This is a genomic window from Mycolicibacter arupensis, assembly GCF_002086515.1.
Lineage (GTDB): Bacteria > Actinomycetota > Actinomycetes > Mycobacteriales > Mycobacteriaceae > Mycobacterium > Mycobacterium arupense.
This window is the reverse complement of sequence record NZ_MVHH01000007.1, coordinates 61,752-78,188: the sequence shown is the minus strand read 5'-3', so window position 1 is coordinate 78,188 and position 16,437 is coordinate 61,752. Positions and strand designations below refer to the sequence as shown.

The 16,437-nt window shown below is 67.1% G+C and carries 18 protein-coding genes; 8 read left to right on the top strand and 10 right to left on the bottom strand.

What is annotated here, in order from left to right:
* The first annotated feature begins 83 nt into the window (after nucleotides 1–83).
* Nucleotides 84–233, top strand: coding sequence for a hypothetical protein (locus BST15_RS22025; protein ID WP_157861723.1), 150 nt, complete (start codon nucleotides 84–86; stop codon nucleotides 231–233).
* Here BST15_RS22025 and BST15_RS05595 read toward each other — a convergent pair.
* On the bottom strand, nucleotides 230–535 hold the full coding sequence (locus BST15_RS05595; RefSeq protein WP_083070845.1) for a DUF732 domain-containing protein: 306 nt from the start codon (nucleotides 533–535) through the stop codon (nucleotides 230–232). The two genes, BST15_RS22025 and BST15_RS05595, sit on opposite strands and share 4 nt — an antisense overlap.
* Before the next feature lie 103 nt (nucleotides 536–638).
* On the opposite strand from BST15_RS05595, the gene BST15_RS05590 reads away from it, so the two are divergent.
* Nucleotides 639–1,034 carry a phage gene 29 protein family protein gene (locus BST15_RS05590; protein ID WP_052751409.1) on the top strand — a complete coding sequence of 132 codons (396 nt, stop codon included), beginning with the start codon at nucleotides 639–641 and terminating at the stop codon, nucleotides 1,032–1,034.
* 106 nt (nucleotides 1,035–1,140) lie between these two features.
* The gene (locus BST15_RS05585) at nucleotides 1,141–2,625 is read left to right on the top strand and encodes an HNH endonuclease signature motif containing protein (RefSeq protein ID WP_046190781.1); all 1,485 of its coding nucleotides are present in this window, start codon (nucleotides 1,141–1,143) and stop codon (nucleotides 2,623–2,625) included.
* A gap of 10 nt (nucleotides 2,626–2,635) precedes the next feature.
* Here the strand turns inward: BST15_RS05585 and BST15_RS05580 are convergent, their stop codons facing one another.
* The 4 genes from BST15_RS05580 to BST15_RS05565 form a co-directional block, all read right to left on the bottom strand.
* On the bottom strand, nucleotides 2,636–4,045 hold the full coding sequence (locus BST15_RS05580; RefSeq protein WP_046190791.1) for a lipase maturation factor family protein: 1,410 nt from the start codon (nucleotides 4,043–4,045) through the stop codon (nucleotides 2,636–2,638).
* A 102-nt stretch (nucleotides 4,046–4,147) separates the two neighbouring features.
* Nucleotides 4,148–5,422, bottom strand: a complete 1,275-nt coding sequence (locus BST15_RS05575) for a competence/damage-inducible protein A (RefSeq protein ID WP_046190782.1) — start codon at nucleotides 5,420–5,422, stop codon at nucleotides 4,148–4,150.
* 24 nt (nucleotides 5,423–5,446) lie between these two features.
* Nucleotides 5,447–5,944, bottom strand: coding sequence for a hypothetical protein (locus BST15_RS05570; protein ID WP_046190783.1), 498 nt, complete (start codon nucleotides 5,942–5,944; stop codon nucleotides 5,447–5,449).
* A 128-nt stretch (nucleotides 5,945–6,072) separates the two neighbouring features.
* Nucleotides 6,073–6,339, bottom strand: a complete 267-nt coding sequence (locus tag BST15_RS05565; RefSeq protein WP_046190784.1) for a hypothetical protein — start codon at nucleotides 6,337–6,339, stop codon at nucleotides 6,073–6,075.
* A gap of 95 nt (nucleotides 6,340–6,434) precedes the next feature.
* Between BST15_RS05565 and BST15_RS05560 the strand changes: the two genes are divergently transcribed.
* Together BST15_RS05560 and BST15_RS05555 are read left to right on the top strand one after the other, a co-directional pair.
* Nucleotides 6,435–7,226: an HAD family hydrolase gene (locus BST15_RS05560; protein ID WP_046190785.1), complete on the top strand. Its 792-nt coding sequence runs from the start codon at nucleotides 6,435–6,437 to the stop codon at nucleotides 7,224–7,226.
* Between the two features lie 145 nt (nucleotides 7,227–7,371).
* The gene (locus tag BST15_RS05555; protein WP_046190786.1) at nucleotides 7,372–8,502 is read left to right on the top strand and encodes a nitronate monooxygenase; all 1,131 of its coding nucleotides are present in this window, start codon (nucleotides 7,372–7,374) and stop codon (nucleotides 8,500–8,502) included.
* Nucleotides 8,503–8,615: 113 nt separating this feature from the next.
* On the opposite strand, the gene gnd is transcribed toward BST15_RS05555, so the two are convergent.
* Nucleotides 8,616–9,635 (bottom strand): phosphogluconate dehydrogenase (NAD(+)-dependent, decarboxylating), encoded by a 1,020-nt coding sequence (gene gnd / locus BST15_RS05550; protein ID WP_046190787.1) that lies wholly within the window; start codon nucleotides 9,633–9,635, stop codon nucleotides 8,616–8,618.
* A 106-nt stretch (nucleotides 9,636–9,741) separates the two neighbouring features.
* On the bottom strand, nucleotides 9,742–10,164 hold the full coding sequence (locus tag BST15_RS05545; protein WP_046190788.1) for a hypothetical protein: 423 nt from the start codon (nucleotides 10,162–10,164) through the stop codon (nucleotides 9,742–9,744).
* Between the two features lie 128 nt (nucleotides 10,165–10,292).
* Here BST15_RS05545 and BST15_RS05540 point away from each other — a divergent pair, with 128 nt between their 5' ends.
* Nucleotides 10,293–10,850 carry a YceI family protein gene (locus BST15_RS05540; protein ID WP_046190789.1) on the top strand — a complete coding sequence of 186 codons (558 nt, stop codon included), beginning with the start codon at nucleotides 10,293–10,295 and terminating at the stop codon, nucleotides 10,848–10,850.
* Nucleotide 10,851: 1 nt separating this feature from the next.
* On the opposite strand, the gene BST15_RS05535 is transcribed toward BST15_RS05540, so the two are convergent.
* Nucleotides 10,852–11,961 (bottom strand): DUF7159 family protein, encoded by a 1,110-nt coding sequence (locus BST15_RS05535; protein ID WP_083070844.1) that lies wholly within the window; start codon nucleotides 11,959–11,961, stop codon nucleotides 10,852–10,854.
* A 349-nt stretch (nucleotides 11,962–12,310) separates the two neighbouring features.
* On the opposite strand from BST15_RS05535, the gene BST15_RS05530 reads away from it, so the two are divergent.
* Together BST15_RS05530 and BST15_RS05525 are read left to right on the top strand one after the other, a co-directional pair.
* Nucleotides 12,311–13,294 carry an esterase family protein gene (locus BST15_RS05530; RefSeq protein ID WP_046190989.1) on the top strand — a complete coding sequence of 328 codons (984 nt, stop codon included), beginning with the start codon at nucleotides 12,311–12,313 and terminating at the stop codon, nucleotides 13,292–13,294.
* 116 nt (nucleotides 13,295–13,410) lie between these two features.
* Complete coding sequence (locus BST15_RS05525) at nucleotides 13,411–13,875, top strand: SRPBCC family protein (protein WP_083070843.1); 465 nt, start codon at nucleotides 13,411–13,413, stop codon at nucleotides 13,873–13,875.
* A 26-nt stretch (nucleotides 13,876–13,901) separates the two neighbouring features.
* Here the strand turns inward: BST15_RS05525 and BST15_RS05520 are convergent, their stop codons facing one another.
* On the bottom strand, nucleotides 13,902–15,665 hold the full coding sequence (locus BST15_RS05520; protein WP_046191000.1) for a CocE/NonD family hydrolase: 1,764 nt from the start codon (nucleotides 15,663–15,665) through the stop codon (nucleotides 13,902–13,904).
* A 200-nt stretch (nucleotides 15,666–15,865) separates the two neighbouring features.
* Nucleotides 15,866–16,360 (bottom strand): carboxymuconolactone decarboxylase family protein, encoded by a 495-nt coding sequence (locus tag BST15_RS05515; protein WP_046190991.1) that lies wholly within the window; start codon nucleotides 16,358–16,360, stop codon nucleotides 15,866–15,868.
* Nucleotides 16,361–16,437 lie beyond the last annotated feature (77 nt).

Here is a 16,437-nt window from a genome sequence, read left to right as displayed (position 1 = left end):
CATTTCAAGTCGGTATCTGGAATCGGCGGGAGTACTCGATTTTGCTGCGGTTTCGACCTAGGCGCCCGGTCAGTGCAGTTCGCATGTACTACGCCGAATCGACACCCAAGACATTCGACATCACCATCGGCACCGGTGGTGACATGGAAGATCCCCTAGGGCAAGTGGTGCGCACCATCCAAACAATGTGGAACGCCATCGGCACCCTATTCGGCAGCAACGACCTGTTCTAGTGGGGCAGGGTGTCTGGGCAGAGTTCGTGTTGGGCTCCTTCGATCATCGTGCCGTCGACAATGCTCTGCGTAAACCCATTGAAGCCGTTTAGCGGGCCACCATTCCAGTGGATGTTGTCGCAGATCATGTGCCCGAGCCCGATCGCGTGAGACGGTGCGGATATGCCAAACCGGTAGTTCCAGCCGTGGGCAAACAGGTAGTCCATGTAGGACTGCTCGTCGGCGTGTGCCGCAGCGGCTGTTCCCAGCAATAACCCCAGCGCTGCGATACCGGTACCAACAGTTTGCGCGATGCGCGCCATCACGTTCCTTCCGTCCTATCAACCAATGAGGAGGGCTTGATGCAACCGCACATCAACATCCACGGTCAGCTGAACCTTCCCGAAATTCCCGAGCCGGGCCCAAATGCACACCCGCTCGACAAAGCCGTGGGCCATTGCCGATCCCCTGGATTGCTCAGTATCGCCCGAGGGCACCATTTATGACCTGCGGTTCGTCAACATACCGGTGATCGCACGACATCTGGCGCGCGCCGGTCTCGGTCCCGTCGCTGGTCAGGCCGTCATCCGGCCGGTTGATGCTCCGGGCGGCTACCGGCAATGGATCGACATCGATGCCCCCGACCCCACGCCTGTCGACGTGGACAACACACCCCTGTCTGACCTGGACCCCGATGACCCGCGGGTCCGGGCACTGCTCGCCGAACGCTTCGGCGGAGCCGACTTCGCACCACCGCCGCCACCCGGGTCCGACCGTCCGTCGTGCTCGAGTTCATCAATGACCTCGCGGCCTCTGAGATAGCGGCCACGCTGCCGTCCGCGGCCCCAGTTATCCACAGTTGCCGACCCTGCTAACAGGTTCGGACCAGCCGCCTTTTCTGTCGGTGGATCGCACTAGTGTTCGATATATGGGTAGGGAGGCGATCACGGATCGGGACACCATTTTGGGGTGCCTAGATGCGATCGAGACCGCCTATGACCAGCTCGAAAAATGCTCACTGGATGCCCTGAGCGCCGAGGAGTTGGTGACGGTGCTGGCCCGCAGGGAGGCGCTGGCGTGGCGGGCGCCGGTGGTCGATCACCGGATCCTGGCCCGGCTGGTCACCGAGGGAGATCCCGGCGCTTTGGGAGCGTGCTCGCTGACCAAGGCGTTGGCCGAGCGGCTGCGGATCAGCACCGCGAGCGCGCGGCGTCGGTTAGCGGAGGCCGCTGAGCTGGGTCCACGCGCCGCGGTCACCGGAGAACCCTTGGAGCCGGTGTTGCCGGAACTGGCCGCCGCACAGGCTGCGGGCCAGATCGGGCCGGAACATGTGGCGATCGCCCGCAAGGCCCTCGCGAAGATCCCGACCGCGGTCAGCGCCGCCTATCGCCAGCGGGCGGCCCGTGACCTCGCGGTGCTGGCGAGCCAATTCGGGCCCGAGACCTTCCAACGCCTGGCCGAGCATCTGGTGGCCGTCCTGGATCCGGATGGGGACTTCACCGACCGGGAACGCCTGGCCCGGCGCGGGCTGCGACTCGGCCGGCAAGGCATCGATGGGATGAGTTCGCTGTCGGGGCACATCACCCCGGAGCTGCGAGCCACCCTGGAACCGATCCTGGCCAAGCTCGCCGCCCCCGGCATGTGCAATGCCGCAGACGAGCAGCCCTGTGTCAGCGGCACGCCCTCCCAGGAGCAGATTCAGCGTGATGATCGCCGGCCCGATCAGCGCACCCACGACGCCCTGCTGGCCGCTTGCCGTGCAGTGCTCGCCTGCGGGGATCTCGGCCAACTCAACGGGCTTCCGGTGACGGTCATCGTCTCGACCACCCTGGCCGAGCTGCACGCTGCGGCCGGCCACGCGCCGGTAACCGGCTCCGACACCACCGGTAAGGCCCACACCGCCGGAGGATCGCTGTTGCCGATGACCGATCTGTTGCGGATGGCCGAGCACGCCTATCACTACTTGAGTGTGTTCGACGGCCGGGGCCGAGCGCTCTGGCTCGGGCGTAGCAAGCGGCTCGCCTCAGCAGATCAGCGAATCGTGCTGCACGCCAGGGACCGCGGCTGTACCAGACCTGGCTGCACCGTATCGGGGTATTTGTCCCAGGCACATCATCTCGAACAGGACTGGGCCTGCAACGGCCAGACCGACGTTGACTCCTTGGCGTTGGCGTGTGCACCCGATAACCGGATGGCCACCGAACAAGGCTGGACCACCGCACTCGGAGACGACGGCCGGGTCGCATGGACGCCCCCACCGAAACTTGAACGCGGCCAACCCCGAACCAATCCGTTTCACTTCATCGAAGCCGTCATCGACTACCACACCCGACCCGCCGCAGTACCCGACGGCGACGACGGGCGGCCCGAGGAACAACCCCCGCCCCTGGACTGTTGGCCCGAGGCTGGTTAACCGCCCGGCGCTAACGAGGTCTCGGCGGCACAGACGGCCCGTTCGCCGCGACCGGCGGCAGGTAGACCCCCATCAGCGTGCGGTGCCACCAGGCGCGGTCGCGCCGGCGCTCGGCCCAGGTGGTGAACCGATAGTCGTAGAGCAGTATCCGCACGAACTGCGGTGGACTGTCGGGAAACGGGTTGTGGCCCAAGAGACGTAGCGTGTCCCGGTCATTGCACAGCAATCTCTGCACGAGTGCGTCACGCCACGGGAGCATGAACCGGGGCGACACTGCGGCGAACCACATCATCCAGTCCAGCCGCAAATGATAAGGCGCCCACTGACGCGGACGCCGGCCTACCGCACCGGGTTTGCCCTTGAACTCGTATTCCCGCCACAACGTTCGCTCTGTGAGCTCGGCATCCGCCGTGCCCTCGATCACCAGTTCCCGCCGGGAACGGCCCACGGTTCCGAACGCCCCATAGCTGCTGACCAGGTGAAGCGGATTGAAACTGATGTTCATGCGTTGACTGCGCGAGGCCAAGTTGCGCACCGGCCAGTAGCTCAGGATCACGACCACTGCGGCGAACGCGATCCCCAAGACGGTGAACCATGTCGGGGGTGGCGGCAACTCCGAAGGCACCAGATCCGAAATCGTTCCGGTCAGCCAGGTTTGATCCAACGCACCGGCCGCCAACACGATGGTGATCCAGTTCAGCCAGGCGAAGTTGCCCGAGGCCACCAGCCACAACTGGGTGACGATGATGACCGCGGCGGCCACCCCGGCGACGGGCTGCGGCGCGAACAACCCGAAGGGCACCACCAGCTGAGCCACGTGGTTTCCCGCCGCTTCTACCCTGTGCAGCGGCCGGGGCAGGTGATGGAAGAACCAGCTCAACGGCCCCGGCATGGGCTGGGTTTCGTGGTGGTAATACAGGCAAGTCAGGTCACGCCAGCAGGAATCGCCGCGCAGCTTGATCAGCCCGGCACCGAACTCGATCCGGAACAGCAGCCAGCGCGACAGCCACATGACCAGCACCGGCGGGGCAACGTGGCCATTGCCCAAGAACACGGCCAGCAGACCGGCTTCCAGCAGGATCGATTCCCAGCCGAACCCGTACCAGATCTGACCGATATTGACGATCGACAGGTAGAGCACCCACAACAGCAGCCAGGTCACCATCACCGCCCACAGCGGCACCAGCTCGCCGGCGCCCGCCACCAGCGCCGCGGCCAGCCCTGCCCCCAGCCAGCACACGAACGCGAAGAATCGATCCGAATAGTGCAGATGAAAGACGCTGGGTGTCAAGCGAAATGGGCGCCGCCTTACATACGACGGCGCCGGCAACATGCCCTGCTCGCCGATCAGTGCGCGGAACTGCCGCGCCGAGGCGACGAACGCGATGAGGTAGCTGGCCGCGATGCCACGCTCGAGCATCAGGCGGCCCAGCCAGTACCCCGAACCGCTGAACCACGCCCACTGTGTGTTCACACCTGCAACTCCTCGGTGTGATGTTCATACCACCGGCAGCCGCAGGAATCAGCCGGTTGACAGCGCCCGATACAGCAGATGCATCGCCACCGTCGTCGAGCGTTCCCGCACATCCGCGCGCTCGCCCGGCAGGCGCGTGGTCCGGGTGACCATCGGCCCGTCAGCCAGCGCCACGCAGAAACACACCGTGCCCACCGGCTTCTCCGGGGTTCCACCGCCGGGTCCGGCAATACCGGTGATGGCGACCGCGGTGTCGGCCCCGAAACGGCTCAGTGCCCCTCGCGCCATCGCTTCGGCGACCGGTTCGGACACCGCGCCGTGTTCGGCGATCAAGCCCGCATCGACCCCGAGCAACTCCACCTTTGCCTCGTTGGAGTAGGACACCACCCCGCCGGCAAGGTAGCGCGAGGCGCCCGGTGGGTCGGCCAAACGCCCCGCCAGCAGGCCCGCTGTGCACGATTCGGCGGTCGCGATCTGCCGGCCGGTCAGCAAGTCAGCCAACAGATCGTCGATTCGGGAACCGTCCTCGGAGAAGATCGCCCGTGCATGCCGCTCCCGTAGCACAGCCAGCAACTGGTCGTAGGCGGCCGCGGCGTCGGGTTCGTACCGCGTGACGATCTCCAGCTCGCCGCGCCGCAGGCAGGTGGTGATCTCCAGCCGGTGGAAGTCATCGATCGCCGCCTGCGCCTGGCGCAACGTGTCGGCCAGACCCGATTCGGGCAGCCCGAACATGCGGACCATCTGCTGTTGGTAATGCGTGCGGCCTGCCAACGCCTCCTGCACCGCGGTGGTCTTGATCGCCTTATGCCACATCGGTTGCAGCTCACGCGGTGGTCCAGGCAGCACGACGACGGTGGGTGTGCCCGGGACCACCACGCCGGGTGCGGTGCCCACCGGGTCCAGAATCGTCGCGCCGGCCGGAACCATCGCCTGCTTACGATTGGCCGCCAACACCGTCTCGAGATCCGGAGCGTCGGGACCGGCGTAGCGCGACAACATCGGCTTGATGATGTCGGCGATCCGGGCTTCCAGCTCGGTGTCGAGAACGATCTCGCGGCCGCAGAACCGGGCTACGGTGTCGACCGTCAGATCGTCGGCTGTGGGCCCCAGGCCGCCGCTGGTGATGATCAGATCCACACCCTCGGCGGCCAGGAACCGCAGCTGGCTCTCGATATCTCCCGGTCGGTCACCGCAGATCGTGATGTGCGCCAACTCAACTCCCAATTCCAGGAGCCGGTCGGCCAACCACGGTCCATTACGGTCGGCCACACGTCCGGTGAGTACCTCGGTACCGGTGACGACGATTCCTGCGCGTGCGCTCACCGGTCCGAGATTACGCAGTCAGCGTCAGGGCAAGCCCGGAATCAGCATGACCTCCATCGGCGAGACCGGTGCGACCGGAACCGACGGCAGGTAGCTCGGCGCAAACGCCGTCGTGGCCGCGGGAACCGGTGCCGGTCCACCGAAGTTCGGCATCGGGAACGGCAGCACCGAGCTCAGGCTCGCCGGAAGGTTCCCCAGTCCGGGCAGACCGGTTGCGGCGGCCTGCTGCTGAGGCAGCGCAGCCGGTGACGGCGGAACGTTGAAGGTGGCGGTGGCCAGCGGCGCCTGTCCGGGTGCCGCGGGCGGGGCGAACGAGGTGCCGCCGAGCGCCGAGGTGGTGGTCTGCAGCAGCTGCTGCGGGAGGTTCGCCGTCGAGGCCACCATCTGCTCGACCACTCCGGACAGGCCCGGGTTGATCGGCACGGTGTCGGCGTTGGCGGTTGCGCTGGACGCCAGCGCTCCCAGGAACAGTCCGGCGGCGGCACCGGCTGCGACGGTCAGGTACGTACGGATTCGTGACATGGCTTCTCCCCAATCCCGATAACAAGGTCGGGACTGAAGTTATCCGTGTGAAAACTGATGCCCGTGTGACACGAGGGGCGTTTATGCAACCGTTGCGAACCGGAGCCGCGGCAGTTACCGAGCCGGTCTCAGCGCGACAACCAGCCCTGAGTCTTCGGAAGTTCGGTGGTGTATGTCAGCAGAATCGAGTCCTCGTAGTGCGCTCCGCCATTGAGGGTGCTGCTGTCCCGCCAGATCGCGTGGATCTGGTAAATCCCGCGGCTGTAGATATCGACGCGTTCGCGCTGGGTACGCCGCCAGCCGTGCTGCTCTGCCGTCTCCGACAGGGTTTCCCGCACATCGGTCGCGGTGTTCTCACTGGTCTCAGTGCTCAATGCGCCGACCTTTCCATTCATAGTCCAACCACGCTATCAGCTGCCCACCGCGTCACCGTGTCGCGCGGCGCGTGGTCAACTGCGACACGTGCGCGCCGGCCGTACCATCGACGGCGATGGCCGCCGTACCGAGCGATCTGATCGCCGATGTCGCCAACGCCGAGCCGGGCGCCCGGGTCGGTGCCTTTTTCGACCTGGACGGCACGCTGGTGGCGGGCTTCACGGCCACCGCGCATGCCGGCGACCGGATCCGCCGGCGTCAGGCCAGAGCCGGCGAGGTGCTCGGTGTCGTCGAGGCGGCCGTGCGGTACCGACTGGGACGCATGCAGTTCGAACGGCTCCTGGTGCGAGCCGCCGGATATCTGCGTGGCGAGTCCCTCCGGGAACTCGACCAGGTGGGCGCACGTCTTTTCGCTGACCACATCACCGGGCGGATCTATCCGCACATGCACGAGATCGTGCGCGCGCATCAGCGGCGTGGGCACACCGTGGTGCTCAGTTCCTCGGCGCTGACCATCCACGCCGTTCCGGTCGCCCGGTTTCTGGGCATCGAGCAGGTGCTGTGCAACCGGTTCGACGTCGACGCGTCGGGGCTCCTGACCGGCGACATCGTCAAGCCCGTGGTGTGGGGACCGCAGAAGGCGACCACGGTGCAGCAGTTCTGCGCCGACAACGACGTCGACCTCACCGAGAGCTTCTTCTACGCCGACGGCGACGAGGATGCCGCGCTGATGTCGCTGGTGGGCCGGCCTCGACCGGTGAATCCGCGTCCCCGGTTGGCGGCCTTGGCCGCCACCCACGGGTGGCCGGTGCTGCGCATCGCCGCACCCGGCAGAACCGGCGGCCGATCGCTGCGCCGCGCCGCGGGTTTCGGGGCCGCACTGCTGCGCGCGGTCTCCACCCGCTGAGACGCCCGATGCTCCTAGACACGATTGCCGGTAGTGTTAGGTTCTACCAGCCCACCTTGGCCTGACTGGCCTCGTGACGCCGCATCTGGTACTTAATTAGAACACGTTTCACTTCAATCAACCGGCCCCGTTTAAGGAGTAGGTCATGCACACTCCCCTCTGCGACGAACTCGGCATCGAGTTCCCGATCTTCGCTTTTACCCACTGTCGCGACGTGGTCGTCGCGGTGAGTAAGGCCGGTGGATTCGGGGTGCTGGGCGCGGTGGGCTTCACGCCGGAGCAGCTCGAGATCGAGCTGAAGTGGATCGACGAGAACATCGGGGACCACCCGTACGGCGTCGACATCGTGATCCCCAACAAGTACGAGGGCATGGACTCCGGGCAGTCCGCCGAAGAGCTGGCCGACTCGCTGCGCAAGCTGGTGCCTCAGCAGCACCTCGACTTCGGCAAGAAGTTGCTGGCCGACCACGGTGTGCCCGTCGAGAACGCCGACGAGGACAGCCTGCAGCTCCTCGGCTGGACCGAGGCGACCGCCACCCCCCAGGTCGAGGTGGCGTTGCAGCACCCGAAGGTGACGATGATCGCCAACGCGCTGGGCACTCCCCCGGCGGACATGATCAAGCACATCCACGAATCCGGCCGTAAGGTTGCCGCGCTGTGCGGCTCTGCCCGTCAGGCCCAGAAGCACGCCGCGGCCGGTGTCGACATCATCATCGCCCAGGGCGGCGAGGCCGGCGGCCACTGCGGCGACGTCGGCTCGATCGTGCTGTGGCCCGAGGTCGTCAAGGCGGTGGCACCGGTTCCCGTGCTGGCCGCGGGCGGTATCGGCAGCGGTCAGCAGATCGCGGCGGCGCTGGCACTGGGCGCGCAGGGTGCGTGGACCGGTTCACAGTGGCTGATGGTCGAGGAGTCGTCGAACACCGAAGCCCAGCACGCCGCCTACATCAAGGCCGGCAGCCGCGACACCGTTCGCAGCCGCTCCTTCACCGGCAAGCCGGCGCGGATGCTGCGTAATGAGTGGACCGAGGCGTGGGAAGCGCCGGAGAACCCCAAGCCGCTGGGTATGCCGCTGCAGTACATGGTCTCCGGCATGGCCGTGCGCGCCACGAACAAGTACCCGAACGAGACCGTGGACGTCGCATTCAACCCGGTCGGCCAGGTCGTCGGGCAGTTCACCAAGGTGGAGAAGACCGCCACCGTCATGCAGCGGTGGGTTCAGGAGTACCTCGAGGCGACCAGCACCCTCGAAGCGCTCAACGAGGCCTCGGGCGTCTAGATCGACCACCGCTGGGGACCAGCGGTAACCAGAGCAGCTGCAACGGGCTCACCCTCGCGATCAATCGCGAAGGTGAGCCCGTTGGCGTCAGCAGCGCAGTGCGACTGGAGCGCTCACCCGGGCTTCTCGTCGTGCCCGCCGAACTGCTTACGCATCGCCGAGAGCACCTTCGCGCCGAACGCGAACAGCTGACGCGAGTCGAATCGCGAATACAGTGCCGTGGTGAGCACCGGCGCCGGCACGCCCTCGTCGATCGCGGCGATCACGGTCCAGCGCCCTTCCCCGGAATCGGACACCCGGCCGGCGAATTCCTCCAGATCCGGCGACTTCTGCAAGGCGCCGGCAGTCAGGTCCAGCAGCCAGGAGCCGATCACACTGCCCCGCCGCCAGACCTCGGCGACCTGAGCGACGTCGATGTCATACCGATAGAACTCGGGGTTGGCCAAGGGCGCGGTTTCCGCGTCGCCCTGCTGGTTGTGCGTGCCGATGTCGGCGTGGTGCAGGATGTTCAGGCCCTCCGCGATCGAGGCCATCATCCCGTACTCGATGCCGTTGTGAACCATCTTCACGAAGTGCCCGGCTCCCGTCGGGCCGCAATAGAGGTAACCGTTCTCGGCCTGGGAGATCTCACCCGCGCGGCCTGGCGTGCGCGGCGCCGCATCCACGCCCGGAGCCACCGTGGCGAAGATCGGCTCGGCCTGATCGAACGCAGGGCGATCCCCACCGATCATGAGACAGTACCCGCGCTCGCGCCCCCACACGCCGCCGCTTGTGCCACAGTCAAGCAAGCGAATGCCCTTGTCTGACAATATTTTTGCGTGCTTTATGTCGTCGCGGTAATAGGAGTTACCGCCGTCGATCACGATGTCTCCGGCCGCCAGCACGCCGGCGAGCTCTTCAATGACGCCGGTGGTGATATCACCGGCGGGCACCATCACCCACACCACACGGGGGCCGGACAGCTCGGCCGCGAGCTCGGTCAGGGAGGCCACCCCGGTGGTGTTGGGCTCGGCGGCAAGCGCCGCGACCGCCTCGGTGTTGTGGTCATAGACCACACATTCATGGCCGCCGTCGACAAGCCTGCGAACGAGATTGGCGCCCATCCGGCCCAGACCGATCATGCCCAGTCGCATAGCCCGCCGCTCCTCACCGTGGCCGTCGCCATCCGCTCGAAGCTAGCGCAGCTGCCTGGGCAACCGCTGATCCACCGAGAGGCCGGACGCCCTCACCACGGTTCGGTCAGCCGACCTGGGCGATTCCCGGCGGGAAGTAGGGGCCGATGCCACCGGTGTAGATACCGGGCTGCCAGCCGCGCGCTCCCAGGCACAGCAGCGGCAGTCCGTCGGTCGATTGTGCGGCCGACTGCGGGTTGGGGCACGGCGAGCCGATCTCCTGAACGCCGTACAGCGGGTAGGAGATCTGCCAGAACCCGGTGTCCTTGGCCGGAAACTGGTTGGCGATGAAGTGACAGGCCAGCGCCTGGCCGTTGGGGCCGTGCCCGTAGATGAAGCGCTCCCAGCTGAAGCAGGCATCGCCCTGCCGCTGGCCATCGACCATGCCCGGCACGTCACCTGGGTAGGCCGCGGCGTCCGGCGCGGCGCCGACAGCAACGGCACCCGCGACTCCCGCGATGAAAGCAGCTGCAGCTAGTTCACGAATCATTCTTCGCCCTCAGTCTGTCGTTCCAGGCCACCCATCGGCGACGCGTCAGAGCCTAACGGGTGGCCGCGGCGTGCTCTCGCGAATCCATCGAAACCCCCTCGTTGGCCGGGAACGCTAGAGTGCCGCGGATGAGCGCAACACAGGCGAAGCTCGACCCCTCGCACGGCCAGCTGCTGGTCAAGACCGGCGTGGCGGGCCGCGCATCGAAGATGGGCCACCGGCTCACGATCGTGATGGACCGCTGGGAGGCAGCAGTCACCTGGGACGGCACGCGACCGAAGGCCGTGGAGCTGACCGTCGAGGTGGACTCGCTGCGGGTATTGCAGGGCGAAGGCGGCATGACCCCGTTGACGGCCCCCGAGAAGACGCTGATCCGGGCCAACGCGCTCAAATGCCTCGACAGCTCCAAGCATCCGCTGATCCGATTCACCGCCACCGACATCGCGCCGACCGACGACGGGTATCGGCTGACCGGCGAGTTGGAGATCCACGGACGCACCAAACAGCACGTGATCACGGTCGCAGCCGCCGAGGACGGCGGCTCGTGGCAGGTCAGCGCCGACACCCAGGTGCGCCACAGTGATTTCGGCGTGCGGCGCTATTCGATGTTGATGGGAGCGATGCAGGTCGCCGATGAGGTCACGGTGTCCTTCACCGGAACCGCCGACACGGCGGGCAGTGCCTGACTCAGCGGACCGGCGGGCCGAAGATGTGGTCCCGGATGCGTTCCAGCTGGGAAGGAAATTCCGCCGGCACGGCAAGCGACAGTTCCGGGTCATCCGCCGGCGCATCCCACAGCGACCCGACCTCGGCGGGCGCATTTTCGGGCAGGTCAGTCGGGGGTGCCGCTGGGACAGGGGGCGGAGCCGGGGCCGGGGCGGCCGCTGACGGCGCCGCGGGCACGGCGACGCGCGCCACCGTCGCGCGCTGGGGCGGCGGATCCGGGACTTCCCTGCCCGGGCCCAGCTGGAGGCTCAGTGCAGCGGCGACCGAGGCCACCAAGGTCACCACTCCACCCGCCAGTAACAGCAGCGCCGCGACATAGGACAGCGGCCGGGCACGCAGCAGCCCGATAGCTCCCGCCGGCATACCCCCCGCAGCAGCATCAAGGGACGCTGCGGTCAGTTCGGCATGAGGTGCCAGCGTCAGTGCCGCGCCCCGAGCCAGCGCCTGTAACGCGCCGCCCTGAACAAACACCGGCATCGACAGCGTGGATTCCAGACGGCGTCCCAGGCGATCCATGCCCCGCACCGACCCGGCCACCATCAGGGCGTCCGGTCGCCGGTCTCCCGCCCGCACGGCATCACGAAGCCAGCCGGCCACATCGTCGATCCCGCTGATCGGACAGGCGGTGACGAGCGGACTGGCGCCTCCAGAGGGGTCGGGCAACACCAGGGTGGCCACGTCGGCCTCGACGATGCAGACAGCGGGCTGCGCTCCTCGTGGACCGATTCCGCAGGCCAGCGCTTCGGCGGCCTGGCCGTAGCGCACCGGGACCACGTGTTCGACACCTGCATCTGCCAGCGCCTCCAGCAACAGGGCCACGCCGACTGCGGCGTCATCGCTCCAGGTCACCGCCAGCCCATGCAGCCGCTCACCGCGGGCGGCCAGCGTGGCGCAGATCTGGGCAGCCACCGCGCCGGCCTGCTCGGCCAAGGCGGCCGCATCGGAGCCGGCATCTGCGTCGGCGACACGCACCTCTTCACCGTCACGTGTCGGGCAGCCAGGGCTCCCGAGATCGGCGATCACCCAGCCGATGGTCGACGGCGTGATCGCCAGGCCTAGTACGGTGTCCAAAATCGCGTGCCCCAATCGTCCTGGCCTGCGATTTCACCACCTCAGACCCGGTACTTGGCCGCACCCGTGAACGGGACGGCACAGCACTGGAACCGCGGAGGGGGACCGCGCAAGGACAGTGTGGTTCTGTCGGGTTACCGGTCGCGAGCCTACGCGCGTCATCATGCATGTCCTAACCGGGTCTCGGGCAAAAATCGGGTATGCTATGGGACGAGTCGGATCCGGACGGCCGCTGGAGTTATTGAACGCGGCCGTTGCTGCGTGTTAGGGCCGATGCCGAAAGTGGTGGCGCAAGTGGCGTCGCGATCGAGAGATTGAACGTTCCACAGCACGACGACAAGGGGCAGGAATGACAGACGTGACCAAGGGATTGCGCTGGGCACGCCGACTTTTGGTCGGCGCCGTGGCTGCTGCAGCGCTGCCGGGCCTGATCGGTCTGACAGGTGGCGAGGCGACCGCATCGGCGTTCTCCCGGCCGGGTCTGCCGGTCGAGTACCTGCAGGTGCCTTCGGCGGGTATGGGCCGTGACATCAAAGTCCAGTTCCAGAGCGGTGGCTCGGGTTCCCCGGGCCTGTATCTGCTCGACGGCATGCGGGCCCAGGACGACTACAACGGCTGGGACATCAACACCCCGGCCTTCGAGTGGTACTACCAGTCGGGCATTTCGGTGATCATGCCGGTCGGTGGCCAGTCCAGCTTCTACAGCGACTGGTACAAGCCGGCCTGCGGCAAGGCGGGCTGCTCCACCTACAAGTGGGAGACCTTCCTGACCAGCGAGCTGCCGGCCTACCTGGCCTCGGAGTACGGCGTGAGCCAGAGCCGCAACGCCGCGGTCGGCCTGTCGATGGCCGGCGCCTCGGCGCTGACGCTGGCAATCTACCACCCCAACCAGTTCACCTACGCCGGCTCGCTGTCCGGCTACATCAACCCGTCCGACGGCAAGAGCTGGATCGGTCTGGCGATGGGTGACGCGGGCGGCTACAAGAAGGAAGACATGTGGGGTCCCGACAGTGACCCGGCGTGGCTGCGCAACGACCCGACGGTCAACGTCGACAAGCTGGTTGCCAACAACACCCGCCTGTGGGTCTACTGCGGTAATGGTCGCCCCAACGAGCTGGGCGGCGACAACATCCCCGCAACGTTCCTTGAGGGCAACTTCATGATCGGCCAGAACAAGAAGTTCCAGGAGCTCTACACCGCGGCCGGCGGCAACAACGCGATCTTCAACTTCCCCGACTACGGCACCCACAGCTGGGAGTACTGGGGACAGCAGCTGCAGGCCATGAAGCCGGACCTGCAGAGCCACCTCGGTGCCACACCCGGGGGCAGCTGATCGCCTGATCGGCCGATTTCGTTCTCCAAACTGGGCCCTACCCGATTGCGGGTGGGGCCCAGTACTTTTCCAGCAGGGGGTTACCCTGCTGCCGCCAACGTGATTGGATTGCCGTCATGCAGGGTTCTGCGACAGTGCATATGCCGGTTCCGGCCGAGCGGATCTGGGATCTGGTGGCCGACGTCCGCAATATCGGAAAATTCTCACCGGAGACCTTTGAGGCCGAATGGCTCGACGGCGCCGACGGTCCCGCGGTGGGCGCTCGGTTTCGCGGCCATGTTCGGCGCAATGGGATCGGTCCGGTGTACTGGACGACGTGTCGGGTCACCGAGTGCGAACCGAATCGGGTGTTCGGCTTCGACGTGCTCGCCGGTGATCGTGCGGTCAATCACTGGCGCTACGAGCTCAGTCCCACCGCCGACGGCACGGACGTCACCGAGTCGTTCCGGCTGACCGAGTCCTTCCTGACCAAGGTGTATTACTGGGTGTTCGGCGGTTTTCTGCGGCAACGCAACAACATTCGCGACATGCGCCGCACCCTGGAACGAATCCGGGACGTCGCGCTGGAGACACCGCAGTAGAGACACCGCGGTAGCGGGCTGTTCGGTCAGCTCAGACTGTCGGGGTCGGCCAGCGGCACCAGCAGGAACGACGGGGTGGGCCCACCCTGGTGCACGTGATACAGGCCGCCCGCCAACGCCTCGCGCGCCGGCGCGTTTGGCACCAGGTGCGGAAAGTCGTAGGTGGTCAACGTCAGTCGCAGACGGTGCCCCGGCTCGAACAACGCCGCGGTGGGAAAGACCTCGATGTCATAGCTGGTCAGCTCGCCGGGCACCACCGGCCGTACCGCGGCTCGAGTGCTGATGTGATGCGGGCGCAGCACGGTGCCGTCCGGCAGATACCAGGTGCGGTCGGGGTCCAACTCGCGGTGCGAACCGAGCAGCGCACCCATGGTCAGCGGGCGGTTGACCCCGTCGGGCGCCACATCGTCGAGGTGTGCGACCCACAGCGTCTCGGTGGTGTCGGCCGTCGCCTGCACGCGCAGCATGATCGGGCCGGCGAGCAGGGTGGGTGAGTCGAACGGCTCGGTGGTGTAGGTCAGCGCGCCGCGTTGCGCCCGGCGGTTGTCTTGGTCATGACGGGTGCGACCGCCGGCAGCCGTCGTCGCATAGCTGTTCAGTCCCAACGACCACTGCTCCAGGCTGCGGCCCGAGACCGGGCCGCGGGAGCGGTAGGGCAACGCCGCCAAGCTCGGCCCTTCGGGCGGGTCGGCGCTGAGCAAGCCTGCCTGGGCCAGGTACAGCCGAGTCGGTGTCGCTTCGGGTATCGGGTACTCGCGGGTGTGGTACCAGCGTCGGTCGCCGATCGGCTGGAACGCAAAGGGCGGGCCCGAGATGGCTGCGGCCTCATCGTCTTTCAGCCAGTAGTCGAACCACCGTAGTTGCAGATCCTGCATCTGCAAGCCGTCGAAGTCCGACACGTGATACCAGGGGCCCATCAGCAGCTTGACCCGGTCGGTCAGGGTTTGCCCGGGTTGCATCGGTGCGCTCGGCGGCCGGCCGGTGTAGGCGTTCTGCAGCGCGGCGTAATTGAGCGGCTCGCCCCGCTGGAAGGCGTCGTGCCAGCCGCCGACCAGGAACACTGCGACGTTGTTGGCGGCGACTTGGGGCAAGATCTGGTCGGGGCACATGCTGTCCCACAGCGGACCGGCATAGGCGGCGTCACCACCGGCCTGCACCTCGGCGATCAGTGGTCCGAAGTAGTTGCGCTGGTCTTTGCCACGCTGACGAACCGCCGCGAGCCCACCGGCCCGGGGCCTCGGGTGCCGGCCGGGGGTGACGAATTCCAGCGTCGGGCTGACCACGTTGAGCAGCGCGTAGACCGCGCTGTAGCCGCGCACTGCCAGCATGTGCGGGGCGCCACCCATCGTGGCGACGTCACGATAGAAGTCGTTGGTGGCCATCACCGGGAAGATCGCCTTCAGCGGTGAATCGGGACCCACCGCGGCCGCGGTGAACAGCTGGTTGATCGCCAGGTAGGAGATTCCGAACAATCCGACGCGGCCATTGGAATTCGGCAGGGCCGACGCCCAGGTGACCAGCTCAGCCCCGTCTCGTGCCTGAACCGGGCCCATCATCTCGAAGGATCCGCCGGATGTCCCGGTACCGCGGACGTCGACCATCACCTCGATATAGCCGCGCCGGATCAGCCGAGGTGTGGGCCCCCCACCGAGCTGTGCCGCCGGCGGCGGCGCCAGCTTGCCGTAGGGCGTCATCGACAGCAGGACGGGGAACGGCCCGGCGGCCGGCTCCCCCGTCTCGGGATCCGTCGGGTAATGGATGTTGGCCCGCAGCACCACACCGTCGCTCATCTCCACTGCGACGTTGCGGTGGACCCCGACGCCGTAGCGTGCCGGCCCGGCCGTCCACTCCGGGCTCAGCGGCGACTCACTCAGCTTGCGATTTCGCGGGCCGCTGATCCGGCGCGCGGCGAATCCGGCGGCCCCGACCCCCGCAGCGGCGGCCGCGGCGGCCAGCGCCCATCCGATCCGGCGCGGCCGTCCTGTACGGCTCAAGCGCGGCTGGGCAGGGTCAGCGAGCAGGCCTGTCCGATGTCCAGGGTGCGCAGCACGCGTCCCATCCCGACCCAGAGCGCACACGACAACGCCAGGTCCGCGAGCAGCTCATCGGTGAAGTGCGGTGCGCACCGCGACCAGAAGTCCTCGTCGTCGCGCAGGCCGGTGTGATCGGTGGCGAATCGGTGGGCGAACTCGGCGGCGAGACGTTCCTGCGGGCTGTATCCGGGCCACGTCCGCCACTCCGCCGCGTGCTCGTAGAGGTCCTCGTCGACCCCGGCCGCCGGGCCGTCGGCGTCGCGGGTGTTGACGCAGACGGTGCATTCGTTGTCGAAGGCGATCACCATGCGGGCCAGCTCTCGGGTGCGCATCGGCAGGCGGCCCGCGTTGTACACCGCGGCGCTGAAGCCGCCGATACCTGCTGCCAGGTCGGGCGATTTGACCATCCAGCCCATGACATCGTCCGCGGCAAAGCTCCCGATTCGGCTCATGGTTAGGGATACTAGCGGCGATCGCCAGGCCGGCGGAGCCGGTCGACGCGGATCGCCGCCATCAGGCACCGCGGCGA